The 20,359-nt window shown below is 52.9% G+C and carries 19 protein-coding genes and 2 pseudogenes; 10 read left to right on the forward strand and 11 right to left on the reverse strand.

Translation table 11 applies throughout. The features are described from left to right. The first annotated feature begins 520 nt into the window (after window positions 1-520). Window positions 521-1,354, forward strand: coding sequence for an undecaprenyl-diphosphate phosphatase (locus tag AB4O40_RS27110; protein ID WP_409079154.1), 834 nt, complete (start codon window positions 521-523; stop codon window positions 1,352-1,354). Window positions 1,355-1,409: 55 nt separating this feature from the next. Here AB4O40_RS27110 and dusA read toward each other — a convergent pair whose 3' ends face one another. Continuing rightward, entirely contained in the window at window positions 1,410-2,348 is a 939-nt protein-coding gene (gene dusA / locus AB4O40_RS27115; protein WP_056722071.1) for a tRNA dihydrouridine(20/20a) synthase DusA, read from the reverse strand. A gap of 173 nt (window positions 2,349-2,521) precedes the next feature. On the opposite strand from dusA, the gene AB4O40_RS27120 reads away from it, so the two are divergent. Then, complete coding sequence (locus AB4O40_RS27120) at window positions 2,522-3,634, forward strand: tyrosine-type recombinase/integrase (protein ID WP_460057163.1); 1,113 nt, start codon at window positions 2,522-2,524, stop codon at window positions 3,632-3,634. Here the strand turns inward: AB4O40_RS27120 and AB4O40_RS27125 are convergent. From AB4O40_RS27125 to AB4O40_RS27135, 3 genes are read right to left on the reverse strand one after another with little or no spacing between them, the layout of a single operon-like run. Next, complete coding sequence (locus AB4O40_RS27125; protein WP_460057160.1) at window positions 3,631-3,912, reverse strand: pyocin activator PrtN family protein; 282 nt, start codon at window positions 3,910-3,912, stop codon at window positions 3,631-3,633. The genes AB4O40_RS27120 and AB4O40_RS27125 overlap by 4 nt on opposite strands. After that, window positions 3,909-4,277: a hypothetical protein gene (locus tag AB4O40_RS27130; protein ID WP_460057157.1), complete on the reverse strand. Its 369-nt coding sequence runs from the start codon at window positions 4,275-4,277 to the stop codon at window positions 3,909-3,911. Before AB4O40_RS27130 ends, AB4O40_RS27125 begins: the two co-directional genes overlap by 4 nt. Further along, complete coding sequence (locus tag AB4O40_RS27135; protein ID WP_460057154.1) at window positions 4,255-5,871, reverse strand: hypothetical protein; 1,617 nt, start codon at window positions 5,869-5,871, stop codon at window positions 4,255-4,257. Before AB4O40_RS27135 ends, AB4O40_RS27130 begins: the two co-directional genes overlap by 23 nt. 253 nt (window positions 5,872-6,124) lie before the next feature. On the opposite strand from AB4O40_RS27135, the gene AB4O40_RS27140 reads away from it, so the two are divergent. From AB4O40_RS27140 to AB4O40_RS27165, 6 genes are all read left to right on the forward strand, one after another. Then, complete coding sequence (locus AB4O40_RS27140; RefSeq protein WP_460057151.1) at window positions 6,125-6,778, forward strand: HNH endonuclease; 654 nt, start codon at window positions 6,125-6,127, stop codon at window positions 6,776-6,778. A gap of 22 nt (window positions 6,779-6,800) precedes the next feature. Next, window positions 6,801-7,466 (forward strand): hypothetical protein, encoded by a 666-nt coding sequence (locus tag AB4O40_RS27145; RefSeq protein WP_460057148.1) that lies wholly within the window; start codon window positions 6,801-6,803, stop codon window positions 7,464-7,466. Between the two features lie 482 nt (window positions 7,467-7,948). Next, a complete protein-coding gene (locus tag AB4O40_RS27150; protein WP_460057145.1) occupies window positions 7,949-9,310 on the forward strand; it encodes a hypothetical protein in 1,362 nt (453 codons plus the stop codon). A 906-nt stretch (window positions 9,311-10,216) separates the two neighbouring features. Next, the gene (locus AB4O40_RS27155) at window positions 10,217-11,047 is read left to right on the forward strand and encodes a PD-(D/E)XK nuclease family protein (RefSeq protein WP_460057142.1); all 831 of its coding nucleotides are present in this window, start codon (window positions 10,217-10,219) and stop codon (window positions 11,045-11,047) included. 14 nt (window positions 11,048-11,061) lie between these two features. Further along, window positions 11,062-11,685, forward strand: a complete 624-nt coding sequence (locus tag AB4O40_RS27160) for a hypothetical protein (protein ID WP_460057139.1) — start codon at window positions 11,062-11,064, stop codon at window positions 11,683-11,685. Window positions 11,686-11,865: 180 nt separating this feature from the next. Continuing rightward, window positions 11,866-12,924, forward strand: a complete 1,059-nt coding sequence (locus AB4O40_RS27165) for a hypothetical protein (RefSeq protein ID WP_460057136.1) — start codon at window positions 11,866-11,868, stop codon at window positions 12,922-12,924. A 520-nt stretch (window positions 12,925-13,444) separates the two neighbouring features. On the opposite strand, the pseudogene AB4O40_RS27170 reads toward AB4O40_RS27165, so the two are convergent. Together AB4O40_RS27170 and AB4O40_RS27175 are read right to left on the reverse strand one after the other, a co-directional pair. Next, window positions 13,445-13,798 (reverse strand): annotated as a pseudogene (locus tag AB4O40_RS27170) (P-loop NTPase family protein); the annotation flags it as partial. Window positions 13,799-13,849: 51 nt separating this feature from the next. After that, window positions 13,850-14,656 carry an MmyB family transcriptional regulator gene (locus tag AB4O40_RS27175; protein WP_414913374.1) on the reverse strand — a complete coding sequence of 269 codons (807 nt, stop codon included), beginning with the start codon at window positions 14,654-14,656 and terminating at the stop codon, window positions 13,850-13,852. Between the two features lie 118 nt (window positions 14,657-14,774). On the opposite strand from AB4O40_RS27175, the gene AB4O40_RS27180 reads away from it, so the two are divergent. Then, window positions 14,775-15,134 carry a DUF2834 domain-containing protein gene (locus AB4O40_RS27180; protein WP_093215836.1) on the forward strand — a complete coding sequence of 120 codons (360 nt, stop codon included), beginning with the start codon at window positions 14,775-14,777 and terminating at the stop codon, window positions 15,132-15,134. 46 nt (window positions 15,135-15,180) lie between these two features. Here the strand turns inward: AB4O40_RS27180 and tnpC are convergent, their stop codons facing one another. From tnpC to AB4O40_RS27200, 4 genes and pseudogenes are all read right to left on the reverse strand, one after another. Beyond that, entirely contained in the window at window positions 15,181-16,758 is a 1,578-nt protein-coding gene (tnpC, locus tag AB4O40_RS27185) for an IS66 family transposase (RefSeq protein ID WP_414913365.1), read from the reverse strand. 61 nt (window positions 16,759-16,819) lie between these two features. Continuing rightward, window positions 16,820-17,155, reverse strand: a complete 336-nt coding sequence (gene tnpB / locus AB4O40_RS27190) for an IS66 family insertion sequence element accessory protein TnpB (protein WP_047542313.1) — start codon at window positions 17,153-17,155, stop codon at window positions 16,820-16,822. Continuing rightward, window positions 17,152-17,469, reverse strand: coding sequence for an IS66-like element accessory protein TnpA (tnpA, locus tag AB4O40_RS27195; protein WP_414913366.1), 318 nt, complete (start codon window positions 17,467-17,469; stop codon window positions 17,152-17,154). The genes tnpB and tnpA overlap by 4 nt, the downstream gene beginning before the upstream one ends. Before the next feature lie 100 nt (window positions 17,470-17,569). Beyond that, window positions 17,570-17,749: pseudogene (locus AB4O40_RS27200) on the reverse strand (AAA family ATPase); the annotation flags it as partial. A 209-nt stretch (window positions 17,750-17,958) separates the two neighbouring features. Between AB4O40_RS27200 and AB4O40_RS27205 the strand changes: the two are divergent. Next, on the forward strand, window positions 17,959-18,720 hold the full coding sequence (locus tag AB4O40_RS27205; RefSeq protein WP_460057134.1) for a GIY-YIG nuclease family protein: 762 nt from the start codon (window positions 17,959-17,961) through the stop codon (window positions 18,718-18,720). A 378-nt stretch (window positions 18,721-19,098) separates the two neighbouring features. Here the strand turns inward: AB4O40_RS27205 and AB4O40_RS27210 are convergent, their stop codons facing one another. Continuing rightward, complete coding sequence (locus tag AB4O40_RS27210; RefSeq protein WP_460057131.1) at window positions 19,099-20,211, reverse strand: DUF2971 domain-containing protein; 1,113 nt, start codon at window positions 20,209-20,211, stop codon at window positions 19,099-19,101. Between the last annotated feature and the right edge of the window lie 148 nt (window positions 20,212-20,359).

A 20,359-nucleotide genomic window follows, 5' to 3' on the forward strand; every position in this document is an offset into this window, starting at 1 on the left:
GCACCGGTTCTCATCTGTGACTGACAATTGGTAACATTTACGCGAATTTTAGACGTGGCTCCCGAGTTTTTTAACAATACTTAAGCTTTTCAAGCTTTTAGTTGATTTTCTCGGCGAACTGAACTAGTGGAATATCGTCGTTAGATGGTGGCAATATGGAATTGTGCCACTATTTTGAAACGATGGCGATTAATTTTTTATGTCCTTTTGCCACTGTTTGGCCCACTACGTGCCACCATTCATGCCAAGGTGCTGAATCCACTAAGAAACACAAATAGTGTGAGAGCGATCACACTTTATTGAGTGGCGAGACTTTTTTCCACTAAATACCTAAATATATTTCCAGGGTGTTCGTACTCGGACGATTATTAACATGGCTTGAGTGTGCCTTTTAATAAGACATATTCTCCCTCGCTACATCAGATAATGGGTGTGGATGTGTCGAATGTTTTGCTTGAGCTACTCAATATCTGAGTGCAGTTGACGGATCGTTCCCAAAGAACGGTCTGATGGAGGATTGATGGATTTCTGGACCCTTTTCAAAGTGTTGATCCTGGGCGCGGTAGAGGGCCTGACTGAGTTTTTGCCGATCTCCAGTACGGGCCACCAGATTATTGTTGCGGACTTGCTGGAATTTGGCGGTGAACGCGCCATGGCGTTCAATATCATTATTCAGCTGGGCGCAATTCTTGCCGTTGTCTGGGAGTTTCGCCGCAAGATTACAGAGATCGTCAAAGGACTGCCGACCCAACGCAATGCACAACGATTCACTCTGAACTTGCTGATCGGTTTTCTTCCGGCCGTGGTTCTGGGTGTCCTGTTCGCCGACCAGATTCATCACTACCTGTTCAACCCGATCACCGTGGCAGTCGCCTTGGTCGTGGGCGGCATTGTCATGTTGTGGGCGGAGCAGAGAGACCACGTGGTGCACGTCGACCATGTCGACGACATGCGTTGGTCGGATGCGCTGAAGGTAGGCTTCGCGCAATGCCTGGCGATGATCCCGGGCACTTCCCGCTCCGGATCGACCATTATCGGCGGCTTGCTGTTTGGCCTGTCGCGCAAGGCCGCCACCGAGTACTCGTTCTTCCTGGCAATGCCCACCATGGTCGGTGCGGCAGTGTATTCAGGCTACAAGTACCGGGAGTTGTTCCAGGCCGGCGACCTGCCGGTTTTCGCCCTGGGCTTCGTCACAGCGTTCTTCTTCGCCATGATCGCCGTACGCGGCCTGCTCAAGTTCATTGCGAACCACAGCTATGCCGCCTTCGCGTGGTACCGGATCGTTTTCGGACTGTTGATCCTGGCAACCTGGGCATTCGGTTGGGTGAACTGGACGGCAGCGGCCGCCAACTGACAGGCGAGCCAGGCGGATCAAACCGCCTGGCTGAAATGGCGAGAACAACCGGGCATTAACGCCCTTCAAGCAACCCGGCAGCTTGATCCAGCAGGGCCAGGGGCTCCTTGGCCTTGTGGATATCCACCGACAACAACTGCCGAAACTTGCGCGCCCCCGGGAACCCGGTCCCCAGCCCCAGCACATGGCGAGTGATGTGGTGCATCGAACCGCCGGCGTCGATGTGTGCAGCGATATACGGCCGCAACTGCGCCAGTGCTTCGGCACGGGTGATCACCGGCGCCGTGCTGCCGAACAGCTGCTGGTCCACCTCGGCCATCACATAAGGGTTGTGATACGCCTCGCGGCCCAACATCACACCGTCGAACGTCTGCAAATGCTCGTGGCAGGCCTCCAGCGTCTTGATCCCGCCGTTGAGGATAATCTCCAGCTCGGGAAAATCCGCCTTCAACCGCGCCGCCACGTCATAACGCAGGGGCGGGATGTCACGGTTCTCCTTCGGCGACAACCCCTCCAGAATCGCAATCCGCGCGTGCACGGTAAAACTGGTGCACCCGGCATCCCGCACCGTGCCAACGAAATCACACAGCTGCTCGTAACTGTCCCGCCCGTTGATCCCGATACGGTGCTTGACCGTCACCGGAATCGACACCGCATCCCGCATCGCCTTCACACAATCGGCCACCAGTTGCGGATGCCCCATCAGGCACGCGCCGATCATATTGTTCTGCACCCGATCACTCGGGCAGCCGACATTCAGGTTCACCTCATCGTAACCATGCTCCTGCGCCATGCGCGCACACGCGGCCAGGTCCAGGGGAACACTGCCACCGAGCTGCAGGGCCAGCGGGTGCTCGGCTTCGTTGTGCCGCAGGAAACGCTCGTGATCGCCATTGAGCAGGGCACCGGTGGTGACCATTTCGGTGTAGAGCAGGGCGTTTTTCGACAGCAGGCGCAGGAAGAAGCGGCAGTGGCGGTCGGTCCAGTCCATCATGGGCGCAACAGAAAACCTCCTGGATACCGAATCTGTTGGGGAGGCTAGGTTTTCTGCGGGTTTCGTCTGCATTTAGCTACTTCTCATTTGCTGCTGTTTGCCACTGTTTTTGCTTGTTTTAGAAAGGTCGTTGCTACAATGTAGCAACTCAAACCTGTCGTGTAGCAAAATTCATGGGATCAATCACCGTTCGCAAGCGCAAGGATGGTTCTGCAGCGTACACCGCGCAGATCCGTATCATGCAAAAGGGTGTGACAGTTTATCAGGAAAGCCAGACGTTCGACCGTAAGACCACGGCTCAGGCCTGGATCAAGCGGCGCGAAACGGAGATGGCCGAACCTGGTGCGATTGCCAAGGCCCATCGTAAGGGCGTGACGGTCAAAGAAATGATCGAGCGCTACCTCGGGGAGTATGAAAAACTCCGGCCACTGGGCAAGACCAAGCGCGCCACCCTCAAGGCTATCAGCGAAACCTGGCTGGGTAAGCTCGAAGACAAGGACATCACCAGCCAGAAGCTGGTTGAGTACGCCAACGACCGGATGCAGAGCGACGGCGTTCAACCACAGACCGTTGGCAACGATCTGGCACACTTTGGCGCGGTGCTATCTATTGCTCGGCCCGCTTGGGGATATGAAATCGATCCCTTGGCCATGCCGGACGCACGCCGCGTGTTGCGCAAGATGGGCGCCGTATCCAAGAGCAAGGAGCGAGGCCGCAGGCCCACGCTGGAAGAACTCGACAGCATCCTGGCCTACTTTGTCGATATGCGGGCACGTCGTAAGCAAGAGATCGACATGGTCCGGGTGACTGCTTTCGCAATGTTTTCCACGCGTCGACAGGAAGAGATCACCCGGATTCGTTGGGACGCCATGGACGAGGCTCGCCAGTCGGTGCTGATCACCGACATGAAGAACCCCGGGCAGAAATATGGCAACGATGTTTGGTGCCATGTTCCGGACGAGGCGTGGAAGATATTGAAGTCCATGCCGAAGATCGCCGACGAGGTGTTTCCATATAATGCCAGATCCATATCCGCGTCCTTTACCCGGGCCTGTCATTTCCTCGAAATCGAAGACTTGCATTTTCACGACCTGCGCCATGATGGCGTGAGTCGGCTGTTTGAAATGGGGTGGGATATTCCGAAAGTAGCCAGCGTGTCGGGCCACCGAGATTGGAACTCGATGCGACGCTATACGCATCTGCGGGGGAATGGCGACCCGTACAAAGATTGGCCGTGGTTGGAGAGAGTGGTAACTGGCCCCGTGATTGGGGCCAGGTCGCATTAAGACACTCGGTGTATACCTCGGCCCATCAGTTTTTCGTGCTCGGCCTTAGCCTTGGTGTGCTGAGCGTCGAGGTAATCAGCCAGGTCAGACAGGTGGACGCCTCGCGCTGATTTCTGGCTGCTCTCCATTGGCACCAGTGTTAGGTCTATCTGGCCAGCCGCGACCTTGAGCTTCATTTTCTCCGGCGTCAGATGGCTGAAATAGTCAGCGCAGACACGCTCAAGCGGGATGATTGCCTGGCCGTTGTACTGGGCCATTAGCAGAAAGGCCGTATTCATACTGCACCTGTCATCGACTTCCCGGCTGTGGCCAGTTCGTCGTCAAGAGCAAAGACTTTCTGCATCAAGTTGAGCTGGGTGTGTTCGCCGTTCACACTGCTAACTTGGTCCCAGTGTTTGCTGGTGACGCCAAGCCGCTTAAGGTTGCTCGTGTAGATGTAATGCGGGGCGGTCCCCCCCGCCAGTATTGATTTCCATATGCCCGGTTCAGGGGGCAGTTTGTACCACTGGTTATGCACGCAGAGGCTTGGCTTTCGTACTTTGGACTTGAACGGTTTCTTGTCCAACTGCACGAACGGGGTCACCGCCAGATAACGATCAATGCCGGCGCGCTGGAAGTATTCAGCTAAAGTTGGCGTTTGCATTCGTACCTCCCCAGCCGAGCAGGCTGATGTCGATGTTCTTTTCCTGAAGCATTTTCAGCGACAGGAACAACATCGGACGGCCGCCACCCATACCGGCAAACGGCTCGTACTTCATGTAATAGGGCTCTTCGGTGATCAACTTGAGGAACTGCGCACCGGTGTTGATCACCGGCGTGGTACGTTCGTTGACGTTGCAATAGCGGGTGTAACTGGCATGGGACAGCACCGGGTCGAGGATCAGGTACTCGGACGTTACGGTGTAGTGTAGGCCTTCGTTCAGGTACGCCATGCCGGTGCCAGTCTCATCTGCGCCGCGCGAAATCGCCACCATGACCCCGATCTTTTGCATGACCAGATCAATCTCACTCTGTACATAGCCGTCGCCGTCGCCGGCAAACCTTTCGATGACCGTCTTGATCACTGGGTCGAGGGTCTTGAGGGCGGTGAACAAGCGCAATTCCTCGCAGACTTCACGCAACAGCCAGAGGCCGATCAGGACCACCTGCAGCGAGTAGCGTGGGCGGTCGTCCATTCCCTCGGGCAGTAGCGTGGAGGCCTTTTTCATCAGCCCGTCGATGACTTCGGGCGGGGTAATCAGCGCCTTGGCCATGAGCGCCTTGCCCAAGCGGCGGATGTCTTCGCGGTGCTTGCTGGCCTGGAAGAAGTGTTCCCGGCACTGGCCGCGCTTCTTTTTGGTCAGATGAACCTGAATGCTGCGCTCTTGGATTGCCGGTACCTCGATCTCTTGCTCAGAAATCACGATCAGCGGTGACGACAATGGAATGGCAATGGCTTCGGCATTGGTGCGCCCCAAGTTGCCTTTGCACAACCGGCCTTTAAGAGTTGCCTCGCCGTTCCAGGCCTGCTTAATCCGCTCCCCCACATCCTTGTAGCCCCTGGAGGTCATTTTGGATTTGTTGAACTCTTCGACGATGCGCGGAATCGTCGTGGTGCTGGACAGGTATTCGAGCATGGCGTAGGGCGAGGTCGACGGGGCGCTGACCCCGGTGTCTTTCTCCATGTAGTCGGTGCCATTGAGCCAGGTGATGAGGCCGGCGGTCTTCGACTTGCCAGAACCCGCGCTGCCCCACAGGCAGAGAATCGGGAACTGGCTGTGCAGGTGCATGAAATGGGTCTTGAGGTGCGCCGCGGTGCTCCAGCCGATTAGCAGGCCGACCTCGTGTTTCTGGTTGATCTTGAGTAGCCAGGTCAGCGCCTGGTCTGCCGCTTGATCGGCGCGTTCCGCCATCGAACAGTGCGCGAAATACGGGCGGGCCAGCAGGTTGCCAAGGAACTGGTGGGTGCCGCGCACCTTCTCCGAGTTCACCGACATATCCGGTTCGACATAGGTGAAAACGGGGCTGTTGTCGACGATGTCCAGATGGACCCCTGCGGTATAGACCTGGAAGATTTCTCCCACGTCGTTGACCTCTCTAAAAACAGCAAATTTGATCTTCTGAATGTCGAGGTCAGTGCCCTGAAACGTCAGGTCAGTGATGCCCTCGAATTCTTTCAGAAAGGTTGAACGACCGGAAAAGGCCGGCTCTTTAAAAATGATCTTGCCCAAGTCATTGCCATTCTGCAGGACTGCCATGCGGGTGCTGATACGGCGCGGGTTACCGCTAGCGGCTGAGGTTTGGAAGGAGTGAAGTAGCCTGTGCGTTCGACTTACGTCTATTGGCGAGCTGTAAATACATGCCGATTTGCCCCCTTTCGAGTGGCTGTTTCTGGCCAATTACGAAATCCCCGGCAGCTCGTATAGTCTTGGCATAAGCCTCATCGAAACCAAAGCGCTACCGGACGACTTGGAAGCGAATCTCGAATTTATTGGCAAAGGGAAATGTTGAGTGTTCAAAGATCAGGTCATCGAGCGGTTTCACCAAGAGTTCGGCAACCCGGACCGAACCACCGTGAAAGTCACCGCCTTCAATACTGCGGGACTTGGGGTAGTAGTTCAAACAGACCAACCCAATCGCGAAGATGCCGCGTTTGTTTGGCTGCCTTACCCGCCCGACGATCAACCAGTACCGGAAATAGCCCTGGAATACGCGGGCGACTCAGGACGGCATAGCGGCACCCATGCTTCCGCGGGCCTGGAAAAAGGACAGCCTGCGCTCAAGTTGATTTTGAGGTCCGATGCCGAGCTCAATGACGTTGTGGCATATATCAAGGCCTTTGCCGCCAAGGTCGTCCTGCCTTCGGTGAATGCTGCACCTCGGTCTAGCGCCTCGAGCGAGGCTAGCGCCGAAGGCGTGCTTATCCCCGTCGATATGAAGAGTATGCCTGCACCAAAGCCCGTCGCCCCGCGCAGGGAGGCTATTCCCCGGGCCGTGCAGCGTGAAGTCTGGCAACGGGACGGCGGAGCTTGCGTACAGTGTGAGTCTCGAAAGTTGTTGTGTTTCGACCATATCGTCCCGTTTTCCCACGGTGGCAGTAACACTGTCAGAAATCTGCAGTTACTCTGTGAACCTTGCAACCTGTCCAAGGGTAACCGGATCTAGAGAATTAGCAGGAGATAGTTGGATGGACATTGCGCATCAGCGAGTTTTGGAGGGGGAGGTCTTTGAAGCGGTTCGCTCTCGCTCGCCCCTGGTCGGAAAACAGATCATCAATCTAGGTTCGTTTAGCGTCCTTTTCGAGGGCGAAACGTCTGACTCGGTGTATCGATTGTCTTCCGACAACGCCACCCATGACTTCGCAGCAAAGGCGAAAAAGTTCGGTATACCAGGTGTAGTCCGACTATTGGCCGATTATGGCGCCGTCGCGCTTTATCAAAACGATGACTGCTACCCCGACTACCTTTGGTTGGCCCATCTAGAACATCTGGATAGCCTAGAGACTTACCCTAATCAGCAAGCGGCCGTCGCGCGTCTCTTGCTGCATCTGACCGATAGTGATGACGGAGACCTGCTAGCCTCACCGGAAGACAAGCACGTTCTGTTGGCAAAGTTGGACGATGCCCCTATCGAGCCTTGCACGCGACAGGCCGTCGAAGCCATGCAACGCCTGCTCCCTGAATACATTGCGGAAACAGACGTTGACGTGGATCTTGGAGCCAGCAATTTCATGGTCTGCGCACTGACAGGTGACGTGGTATTAAGCGATCCAGTCAGCGGGCTTTCCAACATATCGGAAGAGCACCGTAGACGCTTGTTAGCGGAGGGGATTGTGGTAGAAGTCCAGCAATGAGTGAATCCCCCCAGCTTTTCTAGGCATCACGATAGGCTTGCGTTGGTCGCGACAGGCCGAACTCGATCCTTTGCTGCCGCTCGATGGCGTCTAAGCGATCAAGGGGTAACTCACATAAAACAGCATGCGCCCGTACTTCCTAGCGAGAGGCTCATAAATTTGTATGTTTTCACGCGCCATACGAAAGGCCATTAAACGAGTACACGCTAGCTAGACTTGCAGAAGGCATATAAATTAGGTTATTTCGAAATTCATTGTCCAAAAACGATAAACAAGCATGTCATGTAATGCCTTTGCTTAATGTGCAAAACTCAACTAAAAATTTTCGATTCAAGGTTAGCGCTCTTAACTTTTATCGCAGTCGAAGCGACACCTTAATAAATATAATCGACGCCTAAGTTTCAACTATCGATAGAATATTACTATTTGCGAACCAGGTGCTTACGTACGAAACTCCATCCCTATGTTGCGAGGGGTAGGCAATGCAGACAAATCAGCTTTTGGAATTTGAGAGCAGCTTTGTCAGAGGGCCTAGCATCATTCGCTTTGCATTAGATGATTTCCGGAATTCCGTTTTGTCTCATAACCCGTACGACCAAGAATTCAACAGGCTTACCGCTTCACTCCAGGCCGTCGCTCTCAAGGTCAGAGAGAGCCGAGGATTATACGAAATCTATGACCCGGCTAATAGGCTGGCATTGGAGCAGGCTGTTATTACGGCGCAGAAAAGATATGCCGAAGTGACGTCGATGGTTAAGGCTTGCGCTAAACATCAGCAAAAACTGGATGAAGAGCGAGAGCGTGCCGAAGCGGCCGTCGACGCCCAAAAATGGAGTGTCAAAGGCTTGCTAAATGGCAGCAGTTCCAAGCTGAGGCGGGATCGTGATGAGTCAAAGGTGAGGGCCGTCAAGCAATTCAAGGATCTTGAACATGCCCGCAAACAGGAGTCTGACGCGCGTCAGAACCTTTACGACTTCCAGCAAGAGCTCAAGGTGTTCCTAGAGCACTCTACATATCACGACGCCTATGGCGAAGCACTGGCCTATCACGAAAAGGAGCAAGCGGAGCTAGTCGCTAGCCTGAGTAAGGTCCGTGTCCCCAAAGAGGCCTTAGACCTAGAGTTACAACCCCTGGTGTCCGATTTAAACGCTTTGCGCAATAGCATTGGCGCTCTGGGAAGAGACATAGCCAATGCAGAGCAGCTTGAATCTGAGCTCACTAAAGCCACAGATGGGAGCGAAAGGCGGCTGGTCCACGAAAAATCTCAGAATCAATTCAATGAGAGCCAGCCGCGCAAGGTCATAGATCGCTGTAATAAAGAACTCAAAAAGTTTGAAAGAAGCTACAAAAAACTCATCAGCAGGCAGGGCGATATCGTGAGACGTCATACCATGACGATTGAGGGCATCGTCATTGATGGTAGCAACCTGTGCTATATGCAAAGCGATTTCATTGGAGCGGCAGCCGTTGTGGCTGTAGCCGATCAACTTGCTGAGAGGTACCCGGTCACCGTGGTATTCGATGCCTCCATTCGTCGGAAGCTGGGTATGGGGCATGATGAGATTCGTAACCTGTTTAGCGACAAGGTAAACGTCTATGTCGTGGCCACGAAAACCAAGGCCGACAACCTGATTCTGAAGGAGGCTGCTGGGGCCAACTACTGGGTAATATCGAACGATAGGTTCGTGGAGTTCATGACTGAGCCTGTGGTGTTCGAGAACCGAGTTATTCGCCACGAAATCACCAACAAGGCCGTCTACATCAACCAACTAGGGCTTCAAATGCCGCTCAGACCGGACGGCAGTTTCAGCATAGCTTCGGATAACACACCAAATACAAATTGAGTTAGAGAGATGTTGCAGGGTTGACGGGAAGACTGAGAACTCGCCGCCGCGTGCTAACACGCCTGATCTAATAAACCTCGATCACAGGTAGACCGATTGACCATGATTCGTCAGTGCCCAAAGTGCGGTAGCTCTAATTGCAATTCCCTTCAGGTCCTTCACGAGGCTGATAAACTGGATAAGTCGCTGCAACCGCCAACGAACTTTGGTATTAGGACATTCCTTATCTTGGTGATCCTTGGTGGGGGACTGATTTTTTTTCGCCTCCCTATCACGATAGCTATTGGTGGATTTCTTCTCCTCTTGGCGTTGGGAATGGTATCGGGTAGGAAGGACACCTCTAAGAAGTATCTAGTATGGACAAGGTCCTATCGCTGCAACGACTGCAGCAAGGTCTTTGAAGCAAAAAAATAGGGTTCAATGCAGCTAGGCGATGGATCGGCGCTGATCTTCTATGTGACTTCGAGTGTCCGTTTCTGACCGATTCTGTTGAAAAAGTCGGTCCGCCAAGACTCCCTGATCATTGACTGGTGAAAAAGCCTTTTTTTGCACGCTGCTACGTGAAATTCGAGTCCAGATGCCTCTGCCAAAAGTAAAGATTTCAATCTCGGACGCGTACTTTTCTGATGCGCAAACCATAGCCGACTTTTTCAACAGAATCGGCCGATTTCTGCCTGCCGCGAAGGGCATCAGTTGCCCCTTTGCGGTCGTTTACCTACAAACCCTCCGGAGCTGCTTTCAGGATGAAAAGTCCTGCTGCGGAACTAACCCTGTATCGAACATTCGTAGGCGGGTGCCTTCAGATCTTATTCAGAGGTTCGAGCCCAGAAAAAAATTGCAAGACTATGCCTCAACGATATTTAAATGCCATCATCTGGACTAAATACTGGCTTATGAGGAACGTTGATGAGCACTGGAAGCTCCGAAAAACTTCGCGACTTTTTTGATCGCCTTCGTAACCTGCCCCCGCCTACCTCAGCTACTAAGATACTTACGTTGAGTCCGGTCCATCTTTCTGGATTTTTCCACGCCTTGCGGGCTTTACCCCCGGACGCACTGGCGCTCAATCGCATGGCGCTAACTCCGGCAGAGATCGATGTGTGCTCTTTGGCCGTCTTATTCGACGGCATGCGCACCCCGTTCCAATACCTACGGGCTGCGGGCGGATTCTGTAATCCATGGCGAATCGCCCGGCTGGGTAGGGACGAAGTGCGCAGTACGGCGGTGCTTGCTTGGCTACTTGACCCCGCTGGTGATCATGGTCTAGGCGATGTGCTACTAGGCGCTATGATGGCACGGGTGCATCGCACTCAGATGCAGATTCCGCATGCACCATTGGGCCGTGTCAGCGTAATACGTGAGGCCTGCCTGAATAGCGATGGTAACAATAGGGTAGATATCGAACTTCGTAGTAACAGTCTAGGTGGAGCTTTTTATCTGCTGATTGAAGCAAAAATTGATGCGCCCGAGGGGGCGGAGCAAATCCTGCGATATGTCAAAGCAGCAGAATTAGGCGCCGGCAGCCTACCATGGGCCGTCATCTATTTAACTACGGATGGTCGTGCATCGCGGAACATCGTCGAACTGGACAGCCGCCGAGTGGTTAATCTTTCATGGAAGGAGCTGGCTCGCGTATTACTGCGTTCACTTGATTGCATGGCAGTCACTAATCCGGCCTTTCAGGGATTCAGTTACCGGCTGGCTGAAACTTTCCTGCGCCATGTGCGCGCTTTTTGATCGAGGAGTCTTTCATGAATCACAACAAGCAAGCTGGTCGCATGATTCTCGGGGATTTGCAATTATTTAACCAGGCTGCCGTTTTGTTCGAACAAGAACTTGAGCCAGAGGTCCTGGTTAATTTTTCTGAATTGATCCAGACGTGGGCTAATGATCATGGTTGGAGCTCTATGGTCGACGGTGAGGATATAGTTGGTTATTGGATAGCCCCACCAAAATGGAGTTTTAAAGATGAAAAAGGCGGTGATAGGGCTAATCCTTGGTATGAGATCGCAACCGTAGAAGAAAGCCAAAACTATTGTCTTGCCAATCTTTGTGGTGTCGCCTCAACGAGCGTGAGTCTGTGGTTTTCTGTGGCTGAGAAAGACTTGGGTTTTGAAGGCAAGAAGGCTTGGAAAAAATCCCTGCAAATAGTCGCTCAAAAGTATGCCGATTATCTAAAACCACTCGGATTCATTTATGACGATCCGTACTTTCATCTTCCCCTCAAACTGGACCATGCCAAGCTTGCCGATGCGTGGGGGGATGACAGCTACGATGAATTGTTCGAGCCGCTGATCGCCGTGCTTGATGCGTTGGAAAAGGCAGTGCCGATATTCGATGAGATGATTGTCGAAATGCTAACTTGTCAACATTGAAAGGGGTCGCTCTATTAGCGAGGAGTCGTCGGAAGTGTTTTAAAATTACACTCCCTATACTATGTGCGTGGCAGTAAGCTAATCCTGAGCTCTTAAATCAGCCGGATAAAGGCCAGCGGAATTTTGATTATGTGCGGAACAGGCGACGCCACCTTTGCATCAAAATAATTAAGGATAAATATGTCGAGCAGTAGGATAGAAATAAAGTTTGTTTGCGGTGCAAGCAAGAAAAAATTGTTTTCCGGGAGCGCAATTTACCGTTCCAGCAACGCTAGTGCCGACGTGCTCCATTGGTACAATAAAGTCGTGATCATCGAGTCGAGCAGAACAACGACGCAGCAGCAACCACTCAAGCAGCATAACAGCACATTCTACAAACAAATTATCAAAGCAATATGCCTGTACTACGTCTTGGAGCGAAATCCCAGGCCTATCCGGGAAATTGCGATAACTCAGTATGTTGGCAGTGCTCGGGAAAAACGGCATTCGCTGGGCCAGAAAGATCTAAAGCAGATAGTCTCCAAGGGGACTGATTTGGCAGCCCTACAGGCGATTGTCCACGCAAAGGCTGCTTTGCTTCTAGAGGAGACATTAAGAGGGCGAGCGGTGCTTTATGCAATAACTCATCTCATTAGGTCATTAGACTCAAACAGTCCCTTTGATCGTTTCGAGCGGCTTTGGCGCGCTTTCAATGCGCTTTATCGCGCCTTCGCGAAAAAGAGTAGCGATCACGAATGTCATGTGGCTTTAAGGGATCATATCCAGCAATTTCCCCAGCTTTTCCCCCTATCGCTAAAGCAAGTATCCCCACTTACGACCGTTAATATACGGTTGCACTTGAGATGGGTTCAGATGATTCAGAACAATCACGGAACGATAAAAAAAGCCGCCATGTTGCGAGACAGCATTTTGAGGGTTGAGGATCATCGTATTCTTGAGATCTACCGTGATTCTTTAACTGTTCGTGCAGCACATCTGAATTCTATAGGTGCTATGCCGGCAATCCAGTCGCATATTGCAACACACACACATTTACGGACAATCCGCGATTCCGACGTTCTGAGTACTCTCTGTGTCAAATACATGTACTTTGTACGTAATAAGATTGCACATGCAGAACGGCCTGATCACAGTTTTTCTTTCCTGTCGGGATCGGACGAGGAAGTAGAAATTCAGTGGCTGATCCCAACCTTGGAAGCGCTAGTGATCGATCTTGTCAACATTTCGGATACTTTTTAACGACGTCAGGTGGGCGTTGCCGATTGTCCCTTCTGGCCGATTGTGTTGAAAAAATCGACCCGGCTTGGTTACCCTTGCATTGAGCGCTGAAAGCGCCTTTTTTTGCACGCTGCTACGTCAAATCTGTGTTGACCCTTCTACGCAAAACACGGATTTCAATTTCAGACGCGTACTTTCCTGCCGTAGAAACCGAAGCCGACTTTTTCAACACAATCGGCCGATTACTGTCTGTTGCGTAGGGCCGCAACCGACCCAGGCTGTGTGAAAACGTTTTTGAGCAGGTTTGGTAGTAGCTAGGACTCGAGCGAAAATCGTGTTCCTACGCAAATTTTCGGGCTGCTGATAAACCAAACGCTGGCAGATTTTACATGGCACCGCAGACTTCAAAACGGCGCATGTGTTTTCACACAGCCTGGACTCATATCGGGCGTTCTTAATAGCGTCCGATTCTGCTTGTACCTCAACGCGTACGAGTGCGGGTGTCTCTACAGAACCTTGGGTGTCGAGTGCCGCTGTCCACCTATTCAAGAAAGGTTTGAGGCATTGGGGGCAAGTTATCAACAAGTGCGGCAATTTGCTGGCGATGCCGCAAGTGCACCATCGGGGTCTGTGGGCCTATGGGGCCAGACGTACCACCTCGATATCTGGGCGGGTAGCCTCGATCGAAATTCCACACGAAGTTCAGAAAGGTAAAGAACGCCCGGTCGAGCTTCTCTGTCCAACCTGCTGCAAGGTCAGACCGAGGACGTTTCAATATGCTGCGCATGATCACCCGGGTGAAATAGATGAGTCGCGGTGTATCGAGCCAGATGATCAAGTCGGGACGGGGCAGGCGAAGATCGAAGGTACGCTGGGCATAGTTGCCTTCACAAAGTAAGCGTCTGGCGAACACACCTATGAATGTGTTGAACCGAAGATAAGGGCATCAGCATTTCAATTGTCCATAGGCTCGGGCCATGACTTCCCAGGTTCTCGCGTCGGCAGGAATCAGATGCTCAATACGCAGCGACTCCATCGTAATGTCGAGAGGCATGCCAAATGTTGTAAAAGTTGACATGAATTTCAGTTCCCCGTGCCTTGAGTCGAGCCGCGTCAGTACCAACGGAGGCAGTTCGTTTGTCAACGTGGAAGCCTCTTGAGGCATGGGGAGGCTTTTCAGAAGCGTAGCGAGCCCCGGGTTGCTCAGGGCCTCTCTAGCTGCCCTTTGCCAAGCAATCAATCTGATTTCCTCGACGTTGTTCAGATGATCGCCCAACCCTCCAGGCTCCAGCAGCGTTACCAACAGATTTAGGCCTTCTGCCGCATCGGCACTCAGGCCGACCAGATCGAACAGCACTCCAGTGCTGGCGTTGGCTGCCAATATCTCCCACTGACTCCCCAAGACAATCGCTGGTGCGGGGTTGTTGGCATGAAGGAGGTGAGTTATAGCGTCACGAACAGCCTCCATGCTTGGCGAGGTAAGAGGTGTTGCTTCGTAGCGCGGTGCATAACCACTGGCGAGAAAGACACTGTTGCAGTGCTCTAGAGGCGCATCGAGTGCCATGAGTAGGTTATGCAGAGTGCCTGGGCTTGGCTTGGCGCGCCCTGTCTCGATGCAGCTGAGGTGGCGCTGAGAAATACCTGACATCAAGGCGAGGTCGAGTTGGCTCAATTTTGCCTGACGTCGCAGTTGACGCAACTGCTCACTTGCAGTGATGGAGGGTGTCGTTCGAGGAAAAGGTCGGGGGCTCATTGTTCGACTCTGACGGCGCGAATTGGCTGAGTCCATGACCTGTGAGGTCATTGATCTCGTCGTGACAATATCACTACCTTGTCAGCGTTGATCATCGCTTCTTGCTCAAGGAGGACAAATGAAAAGACCCTACCTCTCACTTGCCACATTGGTGATTTTTTCCTTGTATACGGCGGGTACCATGTTCGTTGCCGATCAATCGCTCATCGACTTCGGCCTGGAGTTAATATCCAGCCCGGACACTGCCCAAGTAGTTATTGACCTTTACCTGCTCGGCGTCCTCGCTTGCATCTGGATGTATCGGGACGCTCGTTCCAAAGGCCGATCTGCGGTCTCTCTTGTGCCTTACTTTCTGATAACGGCAGTCTTCGTATCGATTGGCCCATTGCTTTACCTCGTTATCAACGGATTCGCCAAGAAGAAGCTGCCTACGGATAGCACCGGTTACAGCATCAATATTTCGCGCAATCTCGACTAAAAGGAATGAAGAGGAAGTCCGTTGGCGTTTGGCAATTCCTTTGTTTCTAGATGTCCGGCCAACACGCCTTGCGTGATTGAATGGGCGCCCATCGATGCGGCAGCAACTCCGTAATCTCACTCGCCCGCTGCGTCGGCAGGCGAGTCAGAACATCCTTCAAGTAAGCATACGGATCATGCCCGTTCATGCGCGCAGACTGGATCAAACTCATGATTGCTGCCGCCCGTTTGCCGCTGCGCAGTGACCCGGCGAACAACCAGTTGGAGCGCCCAAGTGCCCACGGTCTTATCTGATTTTCGACCGCGTTATTGTCTATGGGCACAGCACCGTCATCGAGATAGCGCGTCAGTGCCATCCAGCGCTTGAGGCTGTAATCCAGAGCTTTGGCGATAGCCGACCCTTCGGGTACAAGGTCGCGCTGGGCCATCATCCAGGTATGGAGTGCGTCGATAAGGGGCCCCGCTTTTTCCTGACGTACTCGCCAGCGTTCTTCGTCGGTCATCTCCCGCGCCAGCCGTTCAATTTCGTACAACCCACCAATTGAGTGCAGCGCCTGCTCGGCCAGTTGGCTTTTGTTCGTCGCGTGCAGATCAAAAAACTTGCGGCGGGCGTGGGCCATGCAGCCGATTTCAGTGATGCCTTGCTGGAAGCTTGCTTTGTAACCACCAAAATCATCGCAAACCAGCTTGCCATTCCACGCGCCAAGGAAGTTGCGTGCATGCTCTCCCGCACGGCTTGGACTGAAGTCATAAACGACCGCCTTGAGCGCCGAATATGGCGTAGTGCAGTAGGCCCAGACATAAGCACGATGCGTTTTCCTCTCACCCGGGGCGAGCATCTGCACCGGCGTTTCGTCAGCGTGGATCACGCCTTGAGCAAGCACTGTTTCGCGTAGCGCATCGACCAAGGGCTGGAGCTGCACACCGGTTTGACCGACCCATTGCGCCAGTGTCGATCGGGCGATGGCGAAGCCGGCGCGGCCAAAGATTTTCTCTTGCCGATACAGCGGTAAATGGTCGGCAAATTTGGCCACCATCACGTGAGCCAGCAGCCCTGCCGTCGGGATGCCCTTATCGATGACCTGGGCGGGAACCGGTGCCTGAGTCAGTGTTTCACACTCGCGGCAGACCCATTTCCCGCGCACATGCTGCTCCACCGTAAACACGCCCGGCGTGTAATCCAGCTTCTCGCTGACGTCCTCGCCAACCCGCTGGAGCTGGCAGCCGCAGGCGCATTGGATGTTGTCGGGTTCGTGATAAATCACGGTACGCGGAAACTGCGCAGGCAAGGAAACACGCTTGGGCTGCTTGCGTGGTTCAGCTTGCGCAGCCGGCGGATTCAACGCCTTCAGCTCGGCTTCAATGGCCGCGATGTCGGTGTCGAGCAAGTCGTCGAGCAAGCTGCCTTGGTCGGGACTCAATTGCTCACTGCGCTTGGCAAACTTGTTACGTTTGAACCAGGCGATTTCGTGGGTGAGTTGCTCGATGATGGTTTGGTCGCGGTCGTTCTTCTTGCCCATCCTGTCGACTTGCTGTCCGAGCGAATCAACCTGGGACAGCAACTGCGCAGCGAAAGCGCGCAGTTGGTCGGGGGTCATCTGATCGAGATTGGGCGAGGAAGTCATGCCCTGGATTTTACCAAAGCGGATCGCCTGCGGCAGCAGGCCGAGGCGCTAATTACAGCTTCTAGAGCAATGTGATTGCACCGCCAGCCCCAACGCGTTGCCAAGGCAGACCGAGCACCAAAGCCTGAAGTTGCTCGGCATCCAGCTCCATCTCGCAGCCTAGTCGAATGCCTGGCCAGTGAAACTTTCCTTGGTTCAATCGACGAGCAGCCAGCCAGACGCCAATCCCGTCATGCACCAGCACTTTCATACGAGTGGCGCGGCGGTTGGCAAACAGATAAGCACAGTGCGGCTTCGCCGCACCGAACACCGCGATCACTCTGGCTAACGCGGTCTCGGTGCCGGCACGCATGTCCATGGGCTCGGTGGCAAGCCAGATGGCGTCGATGCGAATCATTGCGTGAGTCCACGGACAAAGCGAGCGCAGCCTTCAGGATCAGACATCGGCCATTTCACCGTGATCGATTGCTCGCCAAGCGGCAGCTCAATAATCGCCAAAGCTTCCGTCTGCCGCTTGGGTGCAGCTCTCAACGGAACGAAAGCCGGCAACGCTGCTGGCGGCTGGTCTCGGTAAAGCGGCAGCCACTTGCGGATCATGTTGGCGTTGATGCCGTGGCTGATGGCGACGCTGGATAGGGTTGCGCCCGGTTGCAGGCATTCCTGAACAACCTGGGCCTTGAAGGGTTTCGGATAAGAGCTTCGATGGCGCATGGAACTCCTGACGTTAAGGCCGATAGCGTCCGCTTAAAAATACGCGGACACCATCGCCCTTAATGCTGGAGTTCGGAAGGTGACTTCCCCAGACGCTTACTTCACAAATCCAGGCAGTCGGTGCGATCGCTTCGCTGACCCGTGCGCGAAACTGCTCAGCGTCGGGCTCCCAGAACAGTGTGTCCAAGTGCACCACGGGCAGGCCAAGTCGCTTACCGAGGGCGCGGGCGAGGGTAGATTTGCCGCTACCAGCATTGCCCAGAATTACAATCCTTTGCATGGTCGGACTTCCTGTCGCGAAAAAAGCCGGCAATAGTGCAGGTTTCGGGGCATCAGTTAAAGGCTGATGAGGCGACCGCACCTCAGGAATGAATTTTTTTGTCAACTGCGCTATTTGCAGGTGTTAGAGCTCTCTCTCTATCTGGGGGGAGCATCCGACACAAGCAATAGTAGACTTTTGAAACTGGATCAGTTGGACGTCAATTAAAAATGAGTAGGCGAGACGACAACGGTAGAGAGCTTTACAGACATTTCGATGCCTCAAAGAGGCTTCTGTATGTTGGAATCTCTCTGTGCACCATCTCTAGGCTGTCGCAGCACCGTCGGTCATCTCGATGGGCCAATGACATCGTCTATATTGAAGTCGAACGATTCCCCACCAAGGAGTTGGCTGTCGAGGCCGAAAAACAAGCGATTATTCTCGAAAACCCGATTTGGAATGTTATTCATAAGCCCGTCGAGGAGTCTGGAGGGCTATCGGCGAGCACTAAAGGCTCGAGAAAATCTAGGCATACGATCGATCTCTTTGATGTCTCTAATGTGGCGCGCTGCCTGCGTGAAACTACCAGGTTGGTCTCTCGTACTGTTAATTTCGCTAAAAACATTCGCCTAAGCGGATCTCCCGAGACTGATACGTTTGTCAGCTTAATTCTGGATTTGAAAGAAGGGGTACTGTCAGACGAACTGCGCCTGAAGGAACTCTTTGAGGTCGAATCGCCCGAACCCGCACCGGCGGAGCGGTTTAGATTGATAGTACAAGCGACGTATCATGAGCCCGGCACCATTGTTGATCAATGCGGTTTCACTCTCATCACCCCCTATTGGCTGTCCCAAATGTGCGAGCGCTTCCTGGGGCGGCGTGACGATTTTGATAACTCGTTTGATCTGGATATCCAGCCGGCGGTTGCCGAATTCACACGCATGTTCGAGTCATTGGAGTTCGAAACATGCCTCCAAGTCACGCCAGATTGATGGAACAGCACTTCCTTTCATACCCTTCATCATTTGCCACGATTGGGACCCACCTCAAGTAGTGCTAGCCGTTTTGTAACGTTGCATACATTGACCAGAGCAGCTGTTCCAAGGCGGGTGGTGGATATCAGGCATTGTCTGAGAGATGTTCAGTAGTGTTGCCGCTTGATCAAGACAACGTAACGGGTGCCGGGCGCCAGCTTCGATAGAGGAAGGCACGTCTTGGCCAAGCTGCCCCACCAGCATTGGTTTCTGGTAACCCAAGCTAGTGATTACTATTTGGTCATTCAATCACTTGTGGCAACGGCAGCTTCTGGCCGAGTGCTGTCTGTCGTGAGATAGCAATCAAAAAAAAACTACCGTCAAACGCGTTGGTGTTCAAGGTCGGAATGGAATAATTGAGCGTTCAATTTTTACATTCTTATAGGAGTTCGCTTTTAGTAAATTTGCAATAGACGCATAATTTCGCTCAAAGTCGACGCCGGGACCTACAACAATGCGTTCTATAGGTAGTCTAGGCTCATTGTCGTCTGTAAGTAGCCCTAAAGACATTGGTATATAGGGTATCAGATCGCTCCCCTTTGCTCTAAACTTTAGGGGGCGTTCATTCGTAAAGTTGTCAACGCCCTCGCTGGTGTGGCTGCATATCAAGCGGCTTTCTTGCTCTTCACTATAGCCTTGATGTTTAAAAGACTTCGCAATAACGTTTAATGTGGTTGCCCACTCTCCATACATCATATCCTTCCACTTGGCAGTGGCAGATACGAAAAGTTCGAGAAGATCAACGGCAAGATCCATAAATTGGTCATCGCCATAAACCACATCATAAAAATGAGCAATCTGCGGGTGTGGCGCACCGAAATCAAGATTCAGACCAATCGCGTAGCCTTTACCGAAGTCGCCATACCCCCGCCATTGGCTAAGCAGATCACCATTGGCCGAAAGACTGACGCAGAAGGCAGGATAATTTGAGCGTGGGGAGTGGAGAGCATCTTTTACACCCTTGATGATTTTCTGCTCGGTGTCACTAACTCCCCCCGGCTTCGAGGCCATTAGTTCCAGTAGCCTTTCGGGCAAGTAAGTCCCTTCCGACGGATCATTCAGGAAGCGAAGGTCAGTCGCCCACAACCGACCATTTTGAATAATGCCTAATAAACCTGCTGCATCAGTATAGTGGTAACGAAGCCCATTTTTTCGCCAGCCATACTTAGGGGTGTCGTGGTTCTGACTTAAATACCCGAGAAGCACCATCATGTGGGGGGATTCAATCACTGCCTCGCGAGAGAACATTTTATCAAGTTTGTTCATTGAGTACTTGCTTTTATCATTCAATTTAAAGCCCCCATTTATCTTGGCTATCACTAAAACATTTTCGTAGGTTTCTATTGACCATTCAGCCAATAGTAAGTGGTTTGGCCCATTGGTGAATCTCCGATATTTTATCGAAGTATGCTTGTCATTTCCGCCTTGAGCTCGAAATGGACTGGTCAAAGCGCGTCACCGCTGGCCGTAGTGGTTCGGAACCAAGTAGTCACGATGGACGGCACCCAAAGCTGACGGTGACGACAGTCAGAAATCGGCCACAAGTAGCCAGTCAGATACGTCTATGAAACTAGGGACGATTCAATTCGGCCTTTAC

Source organism: Pseudomonas sp. S2_F07, assembly GCF_054668325.1.

Bases quoted from the DNA above. Each gene is read 5' to 3' on its own strand.
- AB4O40_RS27125 (WP_460057160.1), bottom strand. From the start codon at position 3,912: ATGAATACGGCCTTTCTGCTAATGGCCCAGTACAACGGCCAGGCAATC.
- AB4O40_RS27120 (WP_460057163.1), top strand. From the start codon at position 2,522: ATGGGATCAATCACCGTTCGCAAGCGCAAGGATGGTTCTGCAGCGTAC.
- AB4O40_RS27130 (WP_460057157.1), bottom strand. From the start codon at position 4,277: ATGCAAACGCCAACTTTAGCTGAATACTTCCAGCGCGCCGGCATTGAT.
- tnpB (WP_047542313.1), bottom strand. From the start codon at position 17,155: ATGATTCGCATCGACGCCATCTGGCTTGCCACCGAGCCCATGGACATG.
- tnpA (WP_414913366.1), bottom strand. From the start codon at position 17,469: ATGCGCCATCGAAGCTCTTATCCGAAACCCTTCAAGGCCCAGGTTGTT.
- AB4O40_RS27180 (WP_093215836.1), top strand. From the start codon at position 14,775: ATGAAAAGACCCTACCTCTCACTTGCCACATTGGTGATTTTTTCCTTG.
- AB4O40_RS27205 (WP_460057134.1), top strand. From the start codon at position 17,959: ATGAGTAGGCGAGACGACAACGGTAGAGAGCTTTACAGACATTTCGAT.
- AB4O40_RS27165 (WP_460057136.1), top strand. From the start codon at position 11,866: ATGTCGAGCAGTAGGATAGAAATAAAGTTTGTTTGCGGTGCAAGCAAG.
- AB4O40_RS27150 (WP_460057145.1), top strand. From the start codon at position 7,949: ATGCAGACAAATCAGCTTTTGGAATTTGAGAGCAGCTTTGTCAGAGGG.
- tnpC (WP_414913365.1), bottom strand. From the start codon at position 16,758: ATGACTTCCTCGCCCAATCTCGATCAGATGACCCCCGACCAACTGCGC.
- AB4O40_RS27145 (WP_460057148.1), top strand. From the start codon at position 6,801: ATGGACATTGCGCATCAGCGAGTTTTGGAGGGGGAGGTCTTTGAAGCG.
- AB4O40_RS27135 (WP_460057154.1), bottom strand. From the start codon at position 5,871: ATGGCAGTCCTGCAGAATGGCAATGACTTGGGCAAGATCATTTTTAAA.
- AB4O40_RS27175 (WP_414913374.1), bottom strand. From the start codon at position 14,656: ATGAGCCCCCGACCTTTTCCTCGAACGACACCCTCCATCACTGCAAGT.
- AB4O40_RS27155 (WP_460057142.1), top strand. From the start codon at position 10,217: ATGAGCACTGGAAGCTCCGAAAAACTTCGCGACTTTTTTGATCGCCTT.
- AB4O40_RS27160 (WP_460057139.1), top strand. From the start codon at position 11,062: ATGAATCACAACAAGCAAGCTGGTCGCATGATTCTCGGGGATTTGCAA.
- dusA (WP_056722071.1), bottom strand. From the start codon at position 2,348: ATGATGGACTGGACCGACCGCCACTGCCGCTTCTTCCTGCGCCTGCTG.
- AB4O40_RS27110 (WP_409079154.1), top strand. From the start codon at position 521: ATGGATTTCTGGACCCTTTTCAAAGTGTTGATCCTGGGCGCGGTAGAG.